Below are 19,452 nucleotides of genomic sequence, written 5' to 3' on the forward strand. Positions count from 1 at the left end.
GTCGGCCCCGTTTCTTCATGGGGCGCGACAGGCAATCCCCAGATCGGGGTCGATTAAGAGAGACCGAAATGCGGCCGGTTCAACAAGTATCTATGAGGCGGCGGTGATCGGCGGCGAACGGCGGTAAATAGGATGGGTCCGAATACTCATTCTTGATCGCCGTTGCTCTCGGACTCGTCCGGCAACTGATCGTCGGGAAGTGAGTCGAGGTCACGCGACAGCTCCTTGAGGAACCTGTCGCCCGTCGCCAGACGCCGGCCGAGATTTTGCATGAAGCCCTCGAACCGCTCCGCGCCTTTCGCTCGGGCAGCGGATTGTGCGGCTCCCGTAAGCGGCGGTGTGATGGTCATCCAGAAATGGATGAACTGCGCGACCGTCTCGCCGAGGACGGCGAGATCCAGGTCGAGCGTGTCGATCTGGCGGCCGAGCTTGTCCATGCGGCGCGACATGGCGGCTTCAAGCTGGTCGTCGGCATCGCCGGACAGGTAAGATATGACCGCCGCCTCCACGATGGCGGATTTTGAGACATTACGGCGCAGCGCCACCGAGCGGCGCAGCGCCATCGCTTCGATCTGCGGAATGAGCGCGGGGTCGAAATAGAGATTCAGGCGGGTTCTGGTTGCCATGGTCGTGTCCTCAAAGGTCGATTCCGTCATCGGGGTTCAATGCGACCTGCCGCGCGACCATCCTCATACGTTGGCGCATGGCGCGGGCCTTGGCCGCGTCAACGTCCGGCTCGTCGTCCACAAACTCGAACTCCTGTTCGGGTGATGGCGGCGGGGCGACGATTTCCTCATGCTCAGGCAGCTCCGGCTCGCGGCGGATGCCAGCATTGGCCGGATCGCCCTCGGCCCCGTGTGCGGCGTCGGTCGCGGAATGGCTTTCCGCCGCGACCACACGGCCGGACCAATCATCGGCGGATGGACTGGGCGCCAGCGGAGCGGCGACCAGATCGGGCGGGGTCAGGATGCGTTCCTGCAACCGCGCGTCCTCGAAATAGCGGGCCTTGGTCGCGCGGATCGGCGGTGTGCCCGCGACCATCACGATTTCATCGGTGGGCGGAAGCTGCATGATTTCGCCCGGCGTGAGTAGCGGGCGGGCCGTCTCCTGCCGTGAAACCATGAGATGCCCAAGCCACGGGGCCAATCTGTGCCCGGCGTAGTTGGTGGAGTCGCGCAGTTCGGTCGCGGTGCCGAGTGCGTCGCTCACCCGCTTGGCCGTCCTTTCGTCGTTCGTGGCGAAGCTGACGCGCACATGGCAGTTGTCGAGGATCGCGTTGTTCGGGCCATAGGCGCGCTCGATCTGGTTGAGGCTCTGCGCGATCAGGAAGCCTTTGATTCCATACCCCGCCATGAAGGCGAGCGCCGATTCAAAGAAGTCGAGCCGGCCGAGCGCCGGAAACTCGTCCAGCATCAACAGCAGCCGATGGCGCTTGCCGGAGGTGGTCAGTTCCTCGGTCAACCGCCTGCCGATCTGGTTGAGGATCAGGCGAATGAGCGGCTTGGTGCGGTTTATGTCGGATGGCGGCACGACCAGATAGAGCGTGACGGGCTGGCGGCTGCCGACCAGGTCGGCAATGCGCCAGTCGCACCGCGCCGTCACCCGCGCCACCACGGGATCGCGGTAGAGGCCGAGAAACGACATGGCGGTGGAGAGCACGCCCGACCGCTCGTTCTCGGATTTGTTCAACAGTTCGCGGGCGGACGACGCGATGACGGGATGAGCGCCTGCTTCGCCGAGATGCGGCGTGTCCATCATCGCGCGCAAGGTTGCCTCGACCGGGCGGCGGGGATCGGACAGGAAGTTGGCGACGCCCGCCAAGGTCTTGTCCTTCTCCGCATAGAGAACATGCAGGATCGCGCCGACCAGCAAGCTATGGCTGGTCTTTTCCCAATGGTTGCGCTTGTCGAGACTGCCTTCGGGATCGACCAGAATATCCGCGATATTCTGCACGTCGCGGACTTCCCATTCCCCTTGCCGGACCTCCAGCAGCGGGTTGTAGGCCGACGATCTGGCGTTGGTCGGATCGAACAGCAGCACGCGGCCATGCTTCGCGCGGAAGCCCGCTGTCAGCGTCCAGTTCTCGCCTTTTATGTCGTGAACGATGGCGGATGCCGGCCATGTCAGCAGCGTCGGCACCACCAGCCCGACGCCTTTGCCGCTACGCGTCGGGGCAAAGCATAGGACATGCTCGGGACCGTCATGGCGCAGATAGTCCCGGTCGTATCGGCCGAGCAAGACGCCATCGGGGCCGAGCAATCCGGCCGCACGGATTTCCCGGTCCTCAGCCCATCGCGCCGATCCGTAGGTGGCGACGTTGCGCGCCTCCCGCGCCCGGATGATCGACATGAAGATGGCGGCGGCGATGGCGAGGAAGCCGCCCGATACCGCGATGATGCCGCCCTCGACGAAGATCGCGGGCGCGTAGGCGTCGAACGAAAACCACCACCAGAAGAAGGCGGGCGGATAATAGACCGGCAGGCCCGCCAGCTCGAACCATGGTGCTCCAAGCTGCGGCTGGAAGCCGAGGCGGAACGCCGTCCATTGCGTCGCTGCCCACACCATCACCAGAACGATGGTGAAGACGGCACCAATCTGCCCCCAAAGGATTCGGCCTCCGCGCATACAGGCTCCAGTCGGCAAAAAAAGACGGAGCCGATCAGAGAGTAGGCAAAATCGGGACGGGCAACAGGAAAGAGGATGCCGGAGGGCTGCCGGATACTATCGGCGGCAAATAGGACGGGTCGCCTTTGCCGTTATCGTGCCGGTCGAGTGCCATCGAGGAAACGATTGGGCGAATCGCCGTCACGCTTCATTTTGCCTGCGAGGTTGAGTAGATTTTTCAGTGCGGAGCTGCGATTGAACGGCGACCAGACGGCTGTAAAGGCAACCGGCTCCGGTTCATCGAGGAAGGGCAGGAAGACGATGCCGGTCGTCGGCAATAATGACGTGGCCTCGCCGACGATAGTGATGCCGAAGCCTTGTCCGACCATAGATAGCAGCGTGCCGCGCCCCACATCAAAGCGCAGGATCGACGGTGCGGGCCAACGCCCGGCAAGGCGCAGCACGATATGGTCATGGACCTGCGGGCCGGTGCCACCATAGCGAACAATGAAAGTCTCGCCGACCAGATCGGACCAAGTGATTGCGGACTGCCCGGCGAGGCGATGCCCATCCGATAGCACCACCACCAGCGGTTCGGTCCAGATCGGTCGGGTATGGCAGTCGGGCATCTCGGGCTTGCCCGCGACGAACGCCACGTCGAGCTGGTCAGCACGAAGCTGCATCACCGCATCGCGGGCCGTGCCTTCGGTTATCTCGACCTCAATGCCGGTATGGGCTTCCCGATAATGACGGATCAGCTCCGTGAGAAAGCTGCGTGGGATCAAGGCATGGATGCCGATGCGAAGCCGGCCACATTCTCCTTGAGCTGTCATGCCGGCGGTCTTCACCGCGTGATCGAGTTGATCGACACCCGCCGTGACACGCTCCATGAAGTGCCTGCCTGCGTCTGTTAGCCGAACGCCCCGCGCATGGCGCTCAAACAGCAGGATACCAAGGTTATCCTCCAGCGCTTTCACACGCGCGCTGACGCTCGACTGGCTGACGCCGAGTGCCTTGGCCGCATGCCGAAAATTCAGATGCTCGGCGACGGCGATGAACTGAACAAGGGAAATGAGCGGTATCCTGCCAGACAGGATACCGCCATTCACGAGGTTTCGATGGTTAGTGCGCCGCATCGGAGCGGGCCTGCCACCAGTCGTCGGTTAGACGACTGGCGACTTCTCGGTGGCAGTCCCACGGAGCCGAAGGAGCGCCAGCCCCAACGACACCAGCACTGCCATCGCCGTGGCGTAACAGATCACCGGCCACGCTGTGTCACCGTTTAACAGCGTCACCGCCAATGTCCCGACAATGCTGACTATCAGGCTTTGAACGCAGAAGTAGAACGCGACCGCTGATCCTGCGATGTCGTCGAACTCTGCCAAAGCGCCGTTCGCGGTAACGGACACAGTGAAGACAATGGCGACCGCCATGACCCACATCGGCACGATGAAGGTGAGGAATGACGGCGAACCGAAGAGTTCGCCGATCCCCAACAGGACCGCCCCGAAAACGAGCAACGCCATTCCACGCGCTACGCATCCCGCGATGCCCCATCTGGTGACAAAGGACTTCGCGAAACGAGTTGTCACGATCATTACAAGCGCGACAGTGGCGAAGGCAAAGCTGAATCCGATCTCGGAATATTCCGCTTGGCCTATGAGCACACGGGGAGCCGTCGAGAAGAAGACGAAGAAGGTGCCCATACCGGCGCTAAAGCCGATGGTGTAAACCCAAAAAGCCGGACTCGCGAAGATCGGCAAAACAGATCGGCGCGTCTTCGCTTGATCCAGAGGGCGGGTTTCGTGCCACCTGAAACCCGCATTTAGGAGTGCGAGCATCGCCAGTATAGCCAAAGCAATGAATATCGCCTGCCATCCCAAGAACTCGCCGATCAACGCTCCGGCGATAGGGCCGAGCGCAGGTACGAACGCCAGCATCGAACTGAAAAGGCCGTAGATGACGACACCCTCAGGACGACTGGCATAAACGTCGCGAACCGTCGCGAACGTCGCCACCAGCATGGCCGACGCGCCGACTGCTTGAAGCAGACGGAAAGCGACAAAGGCTGGTGCAGTTGAAGACCAAGCTGCTCCCAGAGACGCAATGACGAAAGCCGTTGCGCCCGCAAGTAGAATTGGCCGTCGCCCGATGCGGTCTGAGAGCGGACCAAAAATCACCTGGCCCACACCGAGCATCACAATATAGAGGCTCAACGTGAGTTGGATCATGGCGGGCGTCGTGTTCAGGATGCCGGGCATCGCTGGAACGACGGGGAGATAAATATCCATCGCCAGTGAAGCGAGGATGTCGAAGGGAGCCATCAGCAGTAGGGCTGCCGGCAGCGTATAGGCCCATGCAGGGCGTGTGATGGTCATGATAAGTCAACCGCTCGATTAAGAAATCTCGGGCGGCGTCTGCACATCAGCAATCACATGGGATTGGTCTCACAGAGCGCCGCAACAACAATTTTGCTGTTGCGGCTTACTTGTCTGCTGACTTTGGATTTCCCATGCTGACCACTCCACGATCACAAATTTGACTAGCTATCACTTATACGATCAGCTGTTGCCTCGCAATGCCGTATCGCTGGCTCGTAGCCACCCAATCCCCCGCTGTTGACGTTCCCGTCATTCTTGGCCGTATGAAACCCCTATGCCTTGCTTTGGCGGTTGGCTGGAACGGGCAGAGGTTCAGTCGACGCGGATCAGCCGACCCATTTCTTTTGCGAGAGAGAGCAGATCACGGAGCGCGGCGCTTCGATTGAACGGCGACCAGACGGCGGTAAAGGCAACCGGCTCTGGCTCATCGGCGAAAGGCAGGAAGGTGATGCCGGCAGTCGGCAGCAGTGCCGTCGCTGCCCCGACGATGGTAATGCCGAATCCCTGTCCGACCATGGATAGTAGCGTGCCACGTCCTACGTCGAAGCGCAGTATCGAAGGCGCGGGCCAGCGCCCGGCAAGGCGCAGCACGATATGGTCATGAACCTGCGGGCCAGTGCCACCATAGCGGACAAGGAAGGTTTCGCCGACCAGATCGGCCCAAGTGATTGCCGGCTGCCCGGCAAGACGATGCCTATCCGGTAGCACCGCTACCAGCGATTCAGTCCAGACCGGCCGTGTATGGCAGTCGGGCAGCTCTGGTGTGCCAGCGACGAACGCCACGTCCAGCCGGTCGGCACGAAGCTGCATGACCGCATCGCGGGCCGTGCCTTCGGTGATTTCGACCTCGATGCCGGGATGGTTTTCCCGATACTGCCCGATCAGATCGGCGAGGAAGCTGCGCGGAATCAAGGCATGGACGCCGATGCGCAGGCGGCCCCATTCCCCCGTCGCCGCCATGCCTGCGGTCTTCACCGCATGGTCGAGTTGATCGACGCCGGCTGCGATCCGCTCGACGAAGTGGCGTCCGGCTTCGGTCAACCGAACGCCACGCGCACGACGCTCGAACAGGAGGATGCCAAGGTCTTCTTCCAGCGCCTTCACGCGGGCGCTGACGCTGGATTGTGCAACCCCGAGTGCGTTCGCTGCGTGGCGGAAGTTGAGATATTCAGCGACCGCAAGCGTCTGGATCAGCGACAAGAGAGGTATGCGCGACCCGAGCAGCGTTTCACTTGATCGGAAGGCATCGTTCGCATGTCTTTTCGAACGCCGCATCCTAAGCTCCCGCTAGGCGGCCTTTTTTGTGGCTCCGCGTTTTTCGACCGGGATTCCGCGCAGATCGCGCAACCAGAGCTGACCGCATGCCGCCGAAATATCCCGCCCCTGTGTATCCCGCACCACGACCGGCACACCGGCGCGATCCAGCACTTCACGGAAAAGTCCGAGGCTGCGGTCGCCGGTTCGATCAAGCGCGATGCCATCGACAGGATTCCAGCGCATAAGGTTCACACGCGCCCTTCGCTTGTTCATGAGACCGGCAAGCCGTTTCGCATCAGCAAGCGTGTCGTTGATGCCGGGGAGGACCAGATAGACAAAGGTGACGATCCGGTTGTGCCGTTCCGCCCATGACGAAGCGCGCGCGATGACTTCCTTGATGTCGTGCTTACGCGATCCGGGGATGAGACGGTCGCGAACTTCCTGCGTCGTCGCATGCAGCGATATAGTCAGATTGATCGCCAGATGCTCTTCTCGCAATTGCGCTAGAGCCTTCGGTATGCCGATGGTCGAAAGCGTGATTCCCGTGGTGGGAAAATTCATCCCTCGCCGGTCGCGCAGGATACGAATCGCCTTCATCACCTGCTCGTAGTTGTTCAAAGGCTCGCCGATGCCCATGAACACGATCCGGTTGACCTTCGGCCCGAGTTGAACGACCTGTTCGACAATCTCGCCCGCCGAAAGGTTGCGCTTGAGGCCGGCTTGGCCGGAAGCGCAGAACTGGCAGGCGAAGGCACATCCAACCTGTGACGAAATACAGGCGGTGTGTCCGTCGTGACGACGGATCAGAACGCTTTCAACGGCATAACCGTCATGAAGGCCGAAAAGCACCTTCTGCGACCGACCGCCGCGCTCATGCGTGATTTTGCGAAGGCTCCGCAACTGGACGCCCCGAGCCTCTGACCAGTTCCGCAAGGCGCGCGGCAGGTCCATGTGTGGGCAGAACAGGTCGCGATAAGCGATTTGCGGCCCGCTGCTCGCGTTCAACGCATCGAACTCGTCGGCCATGAGGTTCAGCGCCAAGGTTGGCGCAGGCAGTGCTTTTTGTCGTTCGCCCCCCAACGGGCTGGGTTCTTGTATAGGCATGATAGTCGTTCCGGGTTTCCGTGCCCGGCGATACCGTGGCGCACGCCTTATAAATAACCGACACGACTGTTATAAACAACCCTCCAGATGGTGTTACCCGAACACATGGTCGGGATAGAGGACGGACAGAAGCATGTGGGTGCGCTTGGTCATGAAAGCCGCTAGCTCGCCTTCCGGCTCAACGAGCCATTGCATGCAAGACCCCTGAATGACCGTCTGAATCAAGCCGGCGGTATGCTCGGGTGGGCGCGGCCCGGCGGGCAGTCGTGCCTCGATAGCTTTCAGGACCAGTCTGTTCCGCTCCGCCGCAAGGGCGCGAAGCGACGGCTCCTGAACGTCTCCCCACAATAGAAGAAGGTAGCCTTCCGTTCCGGCACCGTCACCCATACCGGCGATGAGGTCCTTGAGCATCGCCCACAGCGGATCGAGGCCCTTTTCGGGACTCGCACCCGCGAAATAGTCGCGCACCTCCTGCGTGTTGCGCTCCATGACCTTTAGATGCAGCGTCGCCTTGTCTTTGAACCGCTGGATCAGTGCAGCCCGCGAGATGCCGACCGCTTCCACAACATCGGAGAGGGTGAAGGCCGATGGACCTTTCTGAAGAAGGATGCCTAGCGCGGTATCTAGAATGAACTCATCGCTATGAAGTTTCGGTCTCGGCATATCTTCTTTTCTACTGCTCGCTTGAATGATGGCCCCTACAATAGCCGGCATCCAGCGTGAGATACACGGGGCATGATAGATACCGGATGAAACACGCGTATGTGCTAAAGGCCAAGGTCATGCCTTCGCCCCAACTGCCACGACACCGATCCGCCCTGCACGACGCCAGTGATCTCGCGGCCGAGCTGGCGGTCGATCACCGGCCGCCACGGGACAAGCGTGAACTCATGGCTCTTTTCCACCACGGCGAACTTGCCGCTCGATAGCTGAACGGTCCCGGTGAACTTGCCGCTGACGTTCTCGCCGTCCGTGGCGGCACGGAACGGCAACCCCTTGCCCTCGGCCATCTCCGCGCCAATGCGGGCAACCTCCCGCTCGCGCAAGGTGGCGAGAAGGCTGCGCCGGTAGAAGATGCGGCCGTTCCGTGCTCGGGTGGCATCGCCCTGTTCGATGTGATGCTCGCGCCGCTGGTCCATCGCCTCACGCACCTGCTGGCCGAAGCCGGCCGGCGCAAGGTCGGCCGTTTCGCCATGGACCAATCGCCGGTCCAGCCATGTCGTGCCGTCCGATCCGATCTGCTTGCCTAGATCGACCGGGGAAAGGATGCGAACGCTGGCCTGCCGGTCACGGCCGGCGTCATAGGCGGCGGCGCGGCTGACCAGATCATCGGGGATGCGCCATTGGTCGGCGTCGATCCTCTCGACGATCCCGGCGCGGCGCAATGCCTCCAGTCGCCGGACATGGGCATCGACATAGCCCTCATAATCGCCGCCCGGAACGCGGCCCTCGAACTTCGCCTGCTCCAGATGGCGGCTCGGACGATAGATGCCGTCCTCGGTGATGGCGGCAATGGCGCGTTCGGACGGTCGGGCGGTCGCCTCGGCCGGGCCGATCTGGACGACGCTGCAAACGCGGGCGTCCTCCAGCCGCTCGGGCGCGATGCCTGCGATGTGGTGCGTCCTGCCGTCGATCCCGTCCACCACAATGGTCAGGTTCTCGCCCAGCTCGTCCGACAGGTGCTTGTCCACGACGCGGCCGACGATGGGTGTCTCTGGCGCTCCGTCATGGATTTGAAAGCTCATGGGATCGCGTTCGCCTCCCTGCGGGCCGAGCGCCTTCTGCATGGTGCGGATAATGTCGCCGCGCTCGCCCAACTCGCGCAGGGCCGGCTCCATGTCCTTGCTCAACTCCCAAACGCCGGGCGCGTGCTCGGTCGCCAGTCCCATCTTCTCCAGCTTGGCGAGACGGCGCAGGCGTAAGGTGCGCTCGAACTGGCGGCGCGGTGCGGCCGGTTCATGGCGCAGGTCGAGGAACCGGGCATCGGCTTCCTCGGCCATGGCGCGGTCAATCCGGGTGAAACGGTCCTGGTCTATCTCGGCCGACAGCTTGCGGGTCTGCTCGATTTCGGTGACGGGGCCGAGTTCCAGACTGGCAAGCTCGCTGGCGCGCTCCCGTAGGCCGTTGGCGAGGTAGTCGCCATTGATGATTAGATCCTCGCCCATCTCGTCGCGGCCGTTGACGATGACATGCACATGGGGATGGCCGGTGTTGTAGTGGTTGACGGCGACCCAATCGAGTTTCGTGCCGAGGTCGGCTTCCACCTGCTTCATGAAATCGCGGGTGTAGGCCGTGAGGTCCGATAGCTCCGCGCCATCCTCGGGCGAGACGATGAATCTGAACTGGTGGCGGTCGTCCTTGCCGCGATCAAGGAAGGCGTCGCCATCGGCGCGGTCCTCGGTCGCCGAATAGAGCCGGCCCCGCTCGCCGTCGCGTGACGTGCCGTCGCGCTGGACATAGCGCAGATGCGCGCGGGCGCGTGCGCCCTTCCACGCGGCCCGAACGCTGCGCTGCTTGACGATCACGCGGCGGCTGCCGGGCTGGCGATGATGCCATTGGCCGGAGATGTTCCGAGCGCGCACGAAGCTCGCGCCCCGGCCGCGCTTCACGCCCTTGCCGCTGGCGACCACGGCACGGGACCGCCCCGGCGATGACGGGCGAGCGGATGACGGCATGGAAGGATCGCGGGAGGCTGCTGCCTGATGCTGCCGGGTGATCTTCTTGACCTGCGTGAAAAAGCTCTTGGTCTTGCCGGCCTTCGGTGTGTCGGATCGGATACGGCCCGGCTTCGGACGGAAGCGGTTTTCATCGTCGGCGCTCATGGGCGCGACTCCTGATAAAACCACCGAAAAACGGCTGATATGGGCCTATGGTGCCGCTCGAAACCCAGCAAAGCCAAGGCTTTGTGCGAAATCGCGGCACGCGACCCCTCAAAACCATGGTGCCGGAACCGGCCACCTAACCAGTGTGCAGACAACAACAATTTCCAGAAGCGGCCCGATATGGTGCCGTCTTCTTTAATCTTGCCCTCCGCCCTTTCTGTCTTTTCTGCCCCTCCTGCCGGGAATCCTGCCGGGCGCAAACCTGCCCGACCGGATGCCGAAACCAGCGCCGCCGAGCGCGGGAACGCCGCCCTCATGGCGTTCCCCCGTCGCTGGCGCTCGCCACGAAAATGCTGCCGTCCTGCGGCTCCGCACGGGCGGGGTCGCGCGCCGGAACGGCAGCGCGGCCGTCGCTGGATTGCGCCTCGGACGGCGGCGCGGCGGCACCCCGCGTGTCGGCCGGGCGCATGACGAATAGCGGTGCCTCGCGCCAATCGGGCGGCGGTGCCGGTGGTTGCAACGGCGCATCCGATGGAGCCGCGCCGCCAAGGATCGGGGCGAGCGCGGCGACATAGGCGCGTGTCTCGGCGGGAAGCGGTCGGCCCGTCGCGTGGTGCTCGTCGTAGCGGCCGGGACCGGCATTGTAGGCCGCAAGCATCGCGCCGACATTGCCGTAGCGGTCGAACATCTCGCGCAGATAGGCCGTGCCTGCCATGATGTTGTCGCGCGGGTCGTAGGGATCACGGCCGAGGCCATGGCGGACGCGCAGGCCCGCCCATGTGTCGGGCATCACCTGCATCAATCCCATGGCCCCGGCCGACGAAATCGCGCGCACGTCGCCCGCGCTCTCGGCGCGCAGCACCGCGCGAATCCAGTGCTCGGGGATGCCGAAACGCTGCGACGCCTCGGCGATGTGCGCCGCATAGGGATGGGCGGCGGCCGGGCGCTCGACCGACGCGGATTGCGCGACAGCGACGCCCGATCCGATGCAGACGGAAAGCGCCCCCGCCAGCAGCAGGACGGCATAATGCCATGCCGGCCTGTCTCCGCTTCGCCGCCAGCCTGCCAGCGTGCTCGCTGCGGTCAAGGGCAAGGCGCAAGCGCCGGCCGATGGCCGCCCCTGACCTTCGCTGCGCGCGCCGGCCGTCTGGTCGCCGAGCGGGACGAAGGGATGAGACGGCTTTTCCGCGAACAAAGGGATGCCGATCTTTGACCGGATGACGGGCCGGACGCGCGCGGCCGTCATTCCTCATCCTCGATCTTCCGGGCGTGCTTCCAACGCAGGGTCCAGACCGAAGGATTGTCGTTGGACTGGAACAGTTTGGCGCGGATGGGGAACGGGAAAACCGGCCCCTCCAACCGCATCGACACGAAGTCGCCAGCGTTGTCGCTGGAGTCTTTCCATGCGGGGCCGGCGTCAGGGCCGTCCTCGCTATCGAGGCGCACGCGGTAGTCGGGCGCGTTTTTCACATCGCTCGGTTTGGCCGGGACGATGAACAGCTTTTCGTGGAGGCCGAACGAATGAAGCTCCCCCGCATAGCCGGTTTCGGTGCGGGTGAAGGTGCCTATCTCTGCCATGGAAATCTCCTGCGGTTGGTTTTTTTTGGGGGGGTCAGTACGTCGGCACGCGCCACTCGTAGCGGCCGACGCCTTCCTCATCGGTCCAGAGCGGAACCGCTCGGCCGATGACGGAATCTGCGGGGATGGGTCCGAAATAACGGCCGTCGAGGCTGTCGCGGACTTCCCAATTCATGAGGAAAAGCTGGTCGCCGCCGATGACGCGGCAGCCCTTCCAGACGGGCAGATCGCGACCGAGGCTGTCGCGCTCCAGCGCCTCGCCCATCTCGATCCCGTCAACCGTGATCGTGCGGCCGGCTCGGCAAACCCGCTGTCCGGGCAGGCCCAAGACGCGCTTCAAGAGCGGGACGCCTCGCGCGATATAGCCGCGCTCGACCATGAAGCTGGCGAGCGGTTCGGGCGGCATGATGGCGACCAGCTCGGGCACGTCGATCCGGTCTGCCGGCTCGACGGTGTAGAACCCGACTGGCGCGCTGGCGGTGGCGTTCCATATGAGTTTCGTCGGCGTCTTGACCGCGCTTGCGGCGGCGATGCCGATCACCGCCAGCGCCGTCACCGTAAGGGTGCGGCGGCGCGTCATGGCTCGATCCTTCGACGGTGAAGCCAAGCGGCATGTCGCTCAGGCGTGTAGGCGTGCGGTTCCAGATTGGCGGTCAAACGGTTGTGGACGTGCCGCCAGTGATCCGGCGAGGCGTCGGCCGGATCGAGGCCGAGCGCATCCACGGCGTCGATAGCTACAAGCGCACGCTGCACCTTGGGCCAGCCGTCGAGGCGCAACAGGATTTCGCCACCGGGGCGCACGAAGGGCAATGTCTGGAACGGCTCGCCGCGCCCGATGGCGCGCACAATGTCGATGCGCGAAATGACAGTGCCGTGCTCGCCAGATGCCCAACGGACGAAGGCGAAGACGCTGCCCGGCGCGAAGCCGACGACGCTGCGGCGGCGGTCGATGATCTGCTCGTAGCTCTTGCGGCCGAAGCGTATCCAGTGCTCGACCTTGCGTTTCTCGAAGGTCAGCTCGACCAATGTGGTGAAGGGCGCAGGTCCGTCCGGCAGCGGACGGCCGTGCGCGCTGCGGTGGGCGCGACGGGTCATTGTTCGTCTCCGGGGATGTGCTGGGGGCTGCGCGGGCACAGCGCGTCGAGCGCGGCCCTCATGGCTCGCCCCTTCGGGCAGAACCGGCACCACGCTTCGCCTGCGCGCGCGTCAAAGAAAAAGAGTTAGATTCTCTGTTAGATAAGTTAGCGGTCGGATTCCGCGTTTCAGGCCAAAGCGTTAGCTGCGGTTCGTGCGCCTGATCTGCCGATAGTGCTGCGCCTGATGTGCCGATACCCCGTGCGCCTGATCTGCCGATGGCATTAACAGGGTTATCAACAGTGCCTGTTGATGAGCTTTCGGGGCGGATGCGCAGCAGTTCGCGGTCGTCTTCCCGCTCGATCTGGAGCAGGTAGCCGGGAAGTTGCTGGCGGGCCGCGATCCGGCGCAGGTCGAGCGCGAAGTCGGACGGCCGGGCGAGGCTGCCGGATTTCTGGTGGAGGTGCGCGACCTCGAAAACCCAGCCGTGGCGCTGGTGCCCGGCGTGCTTTCGGGCGACGCGGTAAAGCCATCGCTCGATGCCGCCAGTCAGGCGGAAATAGGCCGGGTCGATGGTCAGGACCAGCGAACGGTCGATGACGCTGTTGTAGAACCATTCGGGCAGGACGAACTCCATGCCCTCGACGCGGCCGGCGCGCGTCGTCATTTCCTCCCACTCGTTGATCCATGAGAATTGCCGGCGACGCCAATGCGGGCCGTTGCGGATGGTGGTGGCGATGACGGTCGATTGCAGCCGCGCCAGCGCGGCTTTCAGAAGCCGGTATTGATGATTGCCGGTCGGCCGCCCGATGGCGCGCAACAGATGGTAAGGCGTAAACCGGACAAAGCGCGAAGTGGTGAGGCCGTTGTTCTCGGCCGCAACGATCTGCGAGGCCGCCCATATCAGCACATCGGCGTCCCATATGGTCGCCATGCCGTGCTCGGGCATCCCGAACACCTGCACCTCTATGTCGGCGGCCTTGTAAAGAATCGGCTTGGTGCGCGGGGTCTTCGCCAGCGAGAAGAACGGCCGTTCCATCAAGTCGCGCTGGTCGCGCGGCGGCGCGTCGCCGGTTGCGACCACGAAGGGGTCTAGGCGGCTACGCTCGCTGTCCTCGGTCGGCTGTGCGGGATCGTGGTCGTCCTCGCGCAGCATCTAGCAGTCGCCCCGTTCTTCGGGCGTAAGCGGACGCGCGGGAAAGACGGTGCCGGCGGTCTTGTCGCGGGTGGATTTGCGCTCGCCCGCCGCGCTCCAGTCTTCCAGATCGCGGACGGTGTAGAGGACGCGACCGCCGACTTTGCGATAGGTCGGCCCGGTGCCATAGGTGCGATGCTTCTCAAGGGTGCGGATGGATATGCCGAGGAAGCGCGCGGCTTCCTTGGTGCGCAACAGGCGCGGCGGCAGGCCCGCAAGTGGGTTGGGCATGGATCACCTCCAGTCGGGATTGGGCTGCCGGGGGCGGCAGCGGACTGTGGCGAACCATGGCGAGGGATCGGCGGCGCGTAGCGTGCCGCATTTGCGCCTATGCGCTGGCGGCACCCCCTTCGGGGCGGTGCGCGGCCAATAGATGAGGGATTTCAGCGGCTCATTGCCTGCTGCGCCGAAAAGCCAGAGACATTCCCACGCGGTTCGGTTAAGAATCGCAGCGGAGCAGACGCGCTGCTCTGGGGCGTAGTAACCCCTCACGAATGGCCGGTGCCAGCCAGAACGGCACCAACTCCTTGACCTATGGTCGGGGAGCCTGTGGCGTATACAACAGGCTTTCCGAGCTAAAGGCCATGGGGCCGTTTCGTGACGGTTACTAACTCCCCGATCACCAAGAGTCAGAGAGAATCGTTTGCGGGGGCGCACCGCAGACAAAGCTCTCTCGGATACGGGGAATGACTATGCGGGTTCCCGTCGAACTCGATCCAGATGTGGACGATGAAGCGCCGACCGGCGACACCATAACCGTCTATGACGAACAACATTACGTCACATATCTGCGTTTGCTGGATGCGAAGGCCGAGGGCGCGGACTGGAAGGAAGTCGCGCGGATCGTGCTGCACCGTGATCCGGCCGCTGAGGAACTGCTGACCCGCCGTTGCTGGCAAAGCCATCTCGAACGCGCGCAATGGCTATCGCGTGAAGGCTATCGGAAGATTCTGGAGCAGGCGGCAGCCAATAGGGCGTGAGGTCGATGGCCGTGCCCATCAACGCTTGTCGGGCTTGATCGGATAGTGGAGCAGAAGGCGATAGCCCCCGCGCATCATCTTGATGCCGTGCGCGACCAGGCGGCGGGCTTTGTTCTTGCGCGGATCGCTCTCGAAATCCTCCTTCGTGCCGCGAAAGCCGAGCAGGACTTCAGCGATGGTGCGATAGCTTTCGCCGCGCAACCGCGCGTCAAGCGCGCGCAGGGTCAAGATATGCCATTGCCGGAGTTGGGCAGGCACGGCTCGGAAATCAGGACCGGGCGCGCGACCGTTGAGGGACCGCCAAAATCGGCGGGCCGCGTGAGCACGCAGTTCCAGAAACGAATCCATCGGCAACGTGACGGCGTAGAATGCGGCGGCATCGGGCACGGCATCGGGCAGCCAGAATTGATGCGCGACGCCATCCACCTGCCAGATGCCGTGCCAACCATCGGCGGCGCGGCGCAAGTCAAGGCCATCGAGATGCGCCAGCGTCAATATTGGTTCGGTATCGCCGTTCTTGTGATCGACCGGCGACAACATCACCGCTTGCGGGTGAAGATTCGGATTCCAGATCGGCGATTGCGGGTCATGCTGCGCGTCGGGATCGCACGGGAAATCGCAAGCCCCAGCGATGTGCAAACATTTCGAGGTCACTGCCGGTCGGTTCCCCGGTCCTAGCGATGGTCTCGAAGTCCTGACGATAATCGTCATTCCGGCGCAGGTATTCCCAAGCGAAACCGGCGGCCGGAATTTGCTTCGCGTGTCTGTATGCCGCCGGCAAACGCCAGTCGATGCTTAGCATGGCGTCACCTCTCAAAGCCGGGGCGCGCGAGGCTGCGCCCGGACAAGAGAGATTCAAGTATCTATTCAAGTAATATAAGATGCTCAAAGCAGATATATTGATCATCCAACGCGATCAATATTGGTTATTTTCTTCTTAACACTATCTCGTTGAGTTTTACAGTCGTCGCCCGCATGTGCGAGCAAGCGACCGGCCTTCATCTGCTGGAAAACACATGGACCTCATCATGTGCGGTCTCTACGGTGAAAAGGTCGCCACTCATTTCAGCGTCTCGCGCCATTGCCTGCCAATCGACATAGTAGCGTAGCGCCTCGGGAATCGTGATGCTCTCGGTGGTCAGTTCCTCCATGTAATCGGCGAGACTGCCAAACTGACCATGATAGCAGTCCTGCAAGGCGGTTTCGGCTTGGTCCATGTCGCCGATGAACTGCTCCAGCAAGCCCGCGCCGAGTGCGCCATGCTCTGAGATGAAAGCGCCTATACGCGCCACGGTGTCGATGCCGGCATATTCGCTGATCGTGATGCCCTCGAAGCCTTCAAAGTCGTGGATGGCGTATTCCTCTGCGTGCGCGATGGGGGACCGTGCCAGCATGGTCACAATCTTATCCCTGATTTGGTCCGCGTCCTGATCCGCGTCGATCCAAGCCCCATGCAGATAGCCGCTATTGTAGGCGGCAAGGCAGGCCACATAGATGCGGGGGCTGCTCTCGGATATGTTGGTCATGTCTCTGATCCTCGGGTCTGAAGGTCAGCGAAGCGGAACGCCGCGCCTGACCTTCTGGCCGTCGCCGAGACTGGGGTAGCAACGAGCAAGGGCGACCGGGGTGGAGGGGGATCACCCGGCATGCACAAGCCCCTCGGGGTGCGGAAGGCTGGGGATGCCGCCCCGGACGGTTCCACTTACCTTGCTGGCGCGAGGGCAAGGCCCTTAGCAAAATTGTTGAGGATCGCGCGGCGGCGGCCGTGCCGGCCCGGAGGCGAACGCGCTTCCACATTGCGCTGTAGAGAGCCGGAGGGCAGCGAGTGGCAAAGCCACGCCACCACCTTTTCTCCGTCGCAAACATCCTGCAACAGACTGAACAGAAAGGATATTTCAGCGGTTCAAACGGCATCGAGCCAGTTCCGCGCCAATGGGGAGACTTCGGCCCTCCCCAAATCCCATCGACAAGGAAGCGTTCCTGCTCCCATTGACCCATAACCGAGGAGCTTTCGAGCTCCTCTGGACACTCCCGGTCAACCCTGAGCGGATTGGATGCCTTCAGGAGTTTCGCGCTCTGAACCATGGCCGAGCAACCAACAGGCGGATATTGACCTTTTGCTTCAGGGAGTCTCGATGCTATTCTAGGACACAGGGGGAGTGTCAAAGTGTTCATACATCGCGTCGTTATTCAAAATTACCGCTGCCTAAAAGCAGCGGATGTCATAATGAACGACAATCTAAACGTGATCGTCGGAAACAACGAATGCGGAAAATCTACGCTTCTTGAAGCCGTTCACCTCGCGTTGTCCGGTCAGCTCAATGGCCGACCGCTTGTGGTGGAGATGCACCCGTATCTGTTCAATCTCGACCTTGTACGCAAATACATCGATAGTCTAGCAGCAGGCGAGAAACCACACCCCCCGCACATCCTCCTTGAGGTTTATCTCGCCGACGACCCGAACCTGACTAAGCTCAAGGGCGATCACAATTCGCTTAAAATAGACCGCCCCGGCGTATCGCTCAGCATTGAGCTTAATCCATCACATGCCGAAGACTTCATTCAGTATGTCAGCGATCCCGCAGAAATTCGCACCGTTCCGATTGAATATTATCGTATCGTATGGCGCAACTTTGCAGGCAACGACATTGCCCACTCTCGCGACATTCCACTTCACGCGAGCCTCATCGACGCCAGCACGCTCAAGAACAATGCTGCCGCAAGCAGGTATGTCGTGGACATTGTTAAAGAGAGCCTGTCGGCACAAGAAAAAGTCGATCTTGCTCTCACTTATCGTCTGATGAAGGACCGCTTTCTGGAGCAGCCCAAGGTCAAAACAATCAATGACGCGCTTGCTCTAAAAAAAGGGAAGATCAGCGAGAAAACCATATCTGTTTCGCTCGACACGTCGGCCCGTGCGAGTTGGGAGGCAGGGGTAATGCCCCACCTCGACGACATTCCGCTCACGCTTGTCGGCAAGGGTGAGCAGAACGCCGTCAAGATCAAGCTCGCGATGGAGACGTCCGCCAAGTCCCACATCATCCTGATCGAAGAGGCGGAAAACCATCTCTCCTACGCCAGCCTCAACGAGTTGATCGGGCATATTTCCGCGAACGCGGGCACGAGACAGATTTTTATTACGACCCATAGCAGCTTTGTGCTGAACAAACTGGGCGTAGAGTCGGTGCTCCTGTTCCAGCGAGGCAGCGGCGTTCGGCTTTCTGATTTAGCAAATACGTCAACACAAGACTATTTCATGAAGCTGCCGGGCCACGACACGCTGCGTCTTATTCTCGCTAAGCGGTCCATTTTGGTCGAAGGCCCATCCGACGAGCTGATTGTGCAGCGCGGCTACCAAAAAAAGCACGGAAAGATGCCACTGGAAGATGGAGTCGACGTGATTTCCGTCAACTCCCTCGCCTTTAAACGCTTTCTCGAAATTGCGGTTCTGCTAAAAACCGAGACCGATGTCGTGACCGACAATGATGGCAGCGTGGCCGGGCTGCTGGCGAAATATGCTAATTACCTCACCTCGGATGTTGTCAAAATCCGGTACGACACGGACGAGACGGCCAAGACCCTTGAGCCACAGCTCGTCAAAAAGAACGGGCTGACAACCATAAATGCGGTACTCGGCAAGACTTTCACCGACGAAGCGAGCGCCATCGAATACATGGTCAAGAACAAGGCAGATGTAGCCTTGAGGTTCTTCGAGACCACCGTGGATTGGTCCGTGCCGGACTATATAGCCGATGCCATCCGCTAGCCGCATCGTTATAGCCGCCGCCGGCGGCGGCAAGACCACCCGCGTCGTCGATCAGGCGCTAGGTGCTGACACAGGCATTACGGCGCTTGTGACATACACGCGGAATAATATCCGCGAGATCGGGCTCAAGATGCATGAACGCTCAAGGGCGATCCCTCCGCATGTCGAGGTGATTTCGTGGTACACGTTCCTCTTGCATGAACTGGCCCGCCCCTACCAGTCAGCAATGCACTCCCGCAGGATCGATGGATTTTTTTGGACCGAAGGAAAGTCGGTCATTTATGCGCCGGAGGCCAACACGGCAGCACATTATTTTTCCGATGGCCGCCTAATCTACTCCGATAAAATCTCGAAGTTCATCTGCGCGTGCGACGCCAAATCCGGCGGTTCGGTGATGCGAAGGTTGCGGCAGCGGTTTGCCCATATCATCATCGACGAAATTCAGGACATGGCGGGCTACGACCTAGATTTGCTGGAGCTGATGCTCAGGTCGAACGTCAGGGTGACGTTCGTCGGCGATCACCGCCAAGCCACCTTTGCCACCAACAATGCTCCGAAGAACAAGGCTTTCCGAGGCCCGGCTATCATCAATAAGTTCGAAGCATGGAAGAAGGGGCTCTGTTGCAAAAATCGTGAAGCTTGAGCATGCTTGGCGGAGATTGGACGGACGGAACGATGACGGATTTCAAGT

General features: G+C 61.9%; 19 protein-coding genes and 3 pseudogenes. 3 read left to right on the top strand and 19 right to left on the bottom strand.

Features of this window, described 5'->3' with window-relative positions; genetic code table 11:
* Positions 1-146: 146 nt before the first annotated feature.
* The 16 genes and pseudogenes from EGK63_RS14650 to EGK63_RS14715 all read right to left on the bottom strand — a co-directional run bounded on the left by EGK63_RS14650 (position 147) and on the right by EGK63_RS14715 (position 14,246).
* Positions 147-626 carry a hypothetical protein gene (locus EGK63_RS14650; RefSeq protein ID WP_029074210.1) on the bottom strand — a complete coding sequence of 160 codons (480 nt, stop codon included), beginning with the start codon at positions 624-626 and terminating at the stop codon, positions 147-149.
* A 10-nt stretch (positions 627-636) separates the two neighbouring features.
* Positions 637-2,625 carry a conjugal transfer protein TraG gene (locus EGK63_RS14655; RefSeq protein ID WP_029074209.1) on the bottom strand — a complete coding sequence of 663 codons (1,989 nt, stop codon included), beginning with the start codon at positions 2,623-2,625 and terminating at the stop codon, positions 637-639.
* 131 nt (positions 2,626-2,756) lie between these two features.
* Positions 2,757-3,437: a LysR family substrate-binding domain-containing protein gene (locus tag EGK63_RS14660; protein ID WP_261271202.1), complete on the bottom strand. Its 681-nt coding sequence runs from the start codon at positions 3,435-3,437 to the stop codon at positions 2,757-2,759.
* A 3-nt stretch (positions 3,438-3,440) separates the two neighbouring features.
* Positions 3,441-3,740: pseudogene (locus EGK63_RS17025) on the bottom strand (LysR family transcriptional regulator); the annotation flags it as partial.
* 27 nt (positions 3,741-3,767) lie between these two features.
* The gene (floR, locus tag EGK63_RS14665) at positions 3,768-4,982 is read right to left on the bottom strand and encodes a chloramphenicol/florfenicol efflux MFS transporter FloR (RefSeq protein ID WP_029074208.1); all 1,215 of its coding nucleotides are present in this window, start codon (positions 4,980-4,982) and stop codon (positions 3,768-3,770) included.
* A gap of 315 nt (positions 4,983-5,297) precedes the next feature.
* Positions 5,298-6,260 (bottom strand): LysR family transcriptional regulator, encoded by a 963-nt coding sequence (locus EGK63_RS14670; RefSeq protein ID WP_029074207.1) that lies wholly within the window; start codon positions 6,258-6,260, stop codon positions 5,298-5,300.
* Between the two features lie 12 nt (positions 6,261-6,272).
* Positions 6,273-7,268 carry a 23S rRNA (adenine(2503)-C(2))-methyltransferase RlmN gene (gene rlmN, locus EGK63_RS14675; protein WP_207896397.1) on the bottom strand — a complete coding sequence of 332 codons (996 nt, stop codon included), beginning with the start codon at positions 7,266-7,268 and terminating at the stop codon, positions 6,273-6,275.
* A gap of 171 nt (positions 7,269-7,439) precedes the next feature.
* Complete coding sequence (locus tag EGK63_RS14680; protein WP_125902102.1) at positions 7,440-8,009, bottom strand: TetR/AcrR family transcriptional regulator; 570 nt, start codon at positions 8,007-8,009, stop codon at positions 7,440-7,442.
* 104 nt (positions 8,010-8,113) lie between these two features.
* Positions 8,114-9,511, bottom strand: a complete 1,398-nt coding sequence (locus tag EGK63_RS16825) for a DUF3363 domain-containing protein (protein WP_371413031.1) — start codon at positions 9,509-9,511, stop codon at positions 8,114-8,116.
* Positions 9,512-9,520: 9 nt separating this feature from the next.
* Positions 9,521-10,168: pseudogene (locus tag EGK63_RS17030) on the bottom strand (relaxase/mobilization nuclease domain-containing protein); the annotation flags it as partial.
* Positions 10,169-10,481: 313 nt separating this feature from the next.
* Positions 10,482-11,414, bottom strand: a complete 933-nt coding sequence (locus tag EGK63_RS14690) for a lytic transglycosylase domain-containing protein (RefSeq protein WP_125902098.1) — start codon at positions 11,412-11,414, stop codon at positions 10,482-10,484.
* Positions 11,411-11,746: a DUF736 domain-containing protein gene (locus EGK63_RS14695; protein WP_029076831.1), complete on the bottom strand. Its 336-nt coding sequence runs from the start codon at positions 11,744-11,746 to the stop codon at positions 11,411-11,413. The genes EGK63_RS14690 and EGK63_RS14695 overlap by 4 nt, the downstream gene beginning before the upstream one ends.
* 34 nt (positions 11,747-11,780) lie before the next feature.
* Positions 11,781-12,326 carry a S26 family signal peptidase gene (locus tag EGK63_RS14700; RefSeq protein WP_029076832.1) on the bottom strand — a complete coding sequence of 182 codons (546 nt, stop codon included), beginning with the start codon at positions 12,324-12,326 and terminating at the stop codon, positions 11,781-11,783.
* Positions 12,323-12,841 carry a DUF2840 domain-containing protein gene (locus EGK63_RS14705; protein ID WP_125902099.1) on the bottom strand — a complete coding sequence of 173 codons (519 nt, stop codon included), beginning with the start codon at positions 12,839-12,841 and terminating at the stop codon, positions 12,323-12,325. Before EGK63_RS14705 ends, EGK63_RS14700 begins: the two co-directional genes overlap by 4 nt.
* Before the next feature lie 301 nt (positions 12,842-13,142).
* Positions 13,143-13,976: pseudogene (locus EGK63_RS14710) on the bottom strand (replication initiator protein A); the annotation flags it as partial.
* A complete protein-coding gene (locus tag EGK63_RS14715) occupies positions 13,977-14,246 on the bottom strand; it encodes an AlpA family transcriptional regulator (protein ID WP_018426335.1) in 270 nt (89 codons plus the stop codon).
* 461 nt (positions 14,247-14,707) lie between these two features.
* Between EGK63_RS14715 and EGK63_RS14720 the strand changes: the two genes are divergently transcribed.
* Positions 14,708-14,995, top strand: a complete 288-nt coding sequence (locus tag EGK63_RS14720) for a DNA -binding domain-containing protein (RefSeq protein WP_029076834.1) — start codon at positions 14,708-14,710, stop codon at positions 14,993-14,995.
* An 18-nt stretch (positions 14,996-15,013) separates the two neighbouring features.
* Here the strand turns inward: EGK63_RS14720 and EGK63_RS14725 are convergent, their stop codons facing one another.
* The 3 genes from EGK63_RS14725 to EGK63_RS14735 form a co-directional block, all read right to left on the bottom strand.
* Positions 15,014-15,634, bottom strand: a complete 621-nt coding sequence (locus tag EGK63_RS14725; RefSeq protein ID WP_243637708.1) for a DUF2285 domain-containing protein — start codon at positions 15,632-15,634, stop codon at positions 15,014-15,016.
* Positions 15,582-15,902: a transcriptional regulator domain-containing protein gene (locus EGK63_RS17035; protein WP_342665076.1), complete on the bottom strand. Its 321-nt coding sequence runs from the start codon at positions 15,900-15,902 to the stop codon at positions 15,582-15,584. The genes EGK63_RS14725 and EGK63_RS17035 overlap by 53 nt, the downstream gene beginning before the upstream one ends.
* Positions 15,903-15,993: 91 nt before the next feature.
* Entirely contained in the window at positions 15,994-16,521 is a 528-nt protein-coding gene (locus tag EGK63_RS14735; RefSeq protein ID WP_029076836.1) for an antirestriction protein ArdA, read from the bottom strand.
* A 641-nt stretch (positions 16,522-17,162) separates the two neighbouring features.
* Here EGK63_RS14735 and EGK63_RS14740 point away from each other — a divergent pair.
* Positions 17,163-18,761, top strand: a complete 1,599-nt coding sequence (locus EGK63_RS14740; protein ID WP_029076837.1) for an ATP-dependent endonuclease — start codon at positions 17,163-17,165, stop codon at positions 18,759-18,761.
* Complete coding sequence (locus EGK63_RS14745) at positions 18,748-19,404, top strand: UvrD-helicase domain-containing protein (RefSeq protein ID WP_090618041.1); 657 nt, start codon at positions 18,748-18,750, stop codon at positions 19,402-19,404. The genes EGK63_RS14740 and EGK63_RS14745 overlap by 14 nt, the downstream gene beginning before the upstream one ends.
* The last annotated feature ends 48 nt before the right edge of the window (positions 19,405-19,452 follow it).

This window comes from Brevundimonas sp. 357, assembly GCF_003938605.1.
GTDB lineage: Bacteria > Pseudomonadota > Alphaproteobacteria > Caulobacterales > Caulobacteraceae > Brevundimonas.

What these genes read in the sequence shown, in the direction of transcription:
- EGK63_RS14650 (WP_029074210.1), bottom strand. Translation starts at nt 626, where the DNA reads ATGGCAACCAGAACCCGCCTGAATCTCTATTTCGACCCCGCGCTCATT.
- EGK63_RS14655 (WP_029074209.1), bottom strand. Translation starts at nt 2,625, where the DNA reads ATGCGCGGAGGCCGAATCCTTTGGGGGCAGATTGGTGCCGTCTTCACC.
- EGK63_RS14660 (WP_261271202.1), bottom strand. Translation starts at nt 3,437, where the DNA reads ATGACAGCTCAAGGAGAATGTGGCCGGCTTCGCATCGGCATCCATGCC.
- floR (WP_029074208.1), bottom strand. Translation starts at nt 4,982, where the DNA reads ATGACCATCACACGCCCTGCATGGGCCTATACGCTGCCGGCAGCCCTA.
- EGK63_RS14670 (WP_029074207.1), bottom strand. Translation starts at nt 6,260, where the DNA reads ATGCGGCGTTCGAAAAGACATGCGAACGATGCCTTCCGATCAAGTGAA.
- rlmN (WP_207896397.1), bottom strand. Translation starts at nt 7,268, where the DNA reads ATGGCCGACGAGTTCGATGCGTTGAACGCGAGCAGCGGGCCGCAAATC.
- EGK63_RS14680 (WP_125902102.1), bottom strand. Translation starts at nt 8,009, where the DNA reads ATGCCGAGACCGAAACTTCATAGCGATGAGTTCATTCTAGATACCGCG.
- EGK63_RS16825 (WP_371413031.1), bottom strand. Translation starts at nt 9,511, where the DNA reads ATGGGCGAGGATCTAATCATCAATGGCGACTACCTCGCCAACGGCCTA.
- EGK63_RS14690 (WP_125902098.1), bottom strand. Translation starts at nt 11,414, where the DNA reads ATGACGGCCGCGCGCGTCCGGCCCGTCATCCGGTCAAAGATCGGCATC.
- EGK63_RS14695 (WP_029076831.1), bottom strand. Translation starts at nt 11,746, where the DNA reads ATGGCAGAGATAGGCACCTTCACCCGCACCGAAACCGGCTATGCGGGG.
- EGK63_RS14700 (WP_029076832.1), bottom strand. Translation starts at nt 12,326, where the DNA reads ATGACGCGCCGCCGCACCCTTACGGTGACGGCGCTGGCGGTGATCGGC.
- EGK63_RS14705 (WP_125902099.1), bottom strand. Translation starts at nt 12,841, where the DNA reads ATGACCCGTCGCGCCCACCGCAGCGCGCACGGCCGTCCGCTGCCGGAC.
- EGK63_RS14715 (WP_018426335.1), bottom strand. Translation starts at nt 14,246, where the DNA reads ATGCCCAACCCACTTGCGGGCCTGCCGCCGCGCCTGTTGCGCACCAAG.
- EGK63_RS14720 (WP_029076834.1), top strand. Translation starts at nt 14,708, where the DNA reads ATGCGGGTTCCCGTCGAACTCGATCCAGATGTGGACGATGAAGCGCCG.
- EGK63_RS17035 (WP_342665076.1), bottom strand. Translation starts at nt 15,902, where the DNA reads ATGATCAATATATCTGCTTTGAGCATCTTATATTACTTGAATAGATAC.
- EGK63_RS14735 (WP_029076836.1), bottom strand. Translation starts at nt 16,521, where the DNA reads ATGACCAACATATCCGAGAGCAGCCCCCGCATCTATGTGGCCTGCCTT.
- EGK63_RS14745 (WP_090618041.1), top strand. Translation starts at nt 18,748, where the DNA reads ATGCCATCCGCTAGCCGCATCGTTATAGCCGCCGCCGGCGGCGGCAAG.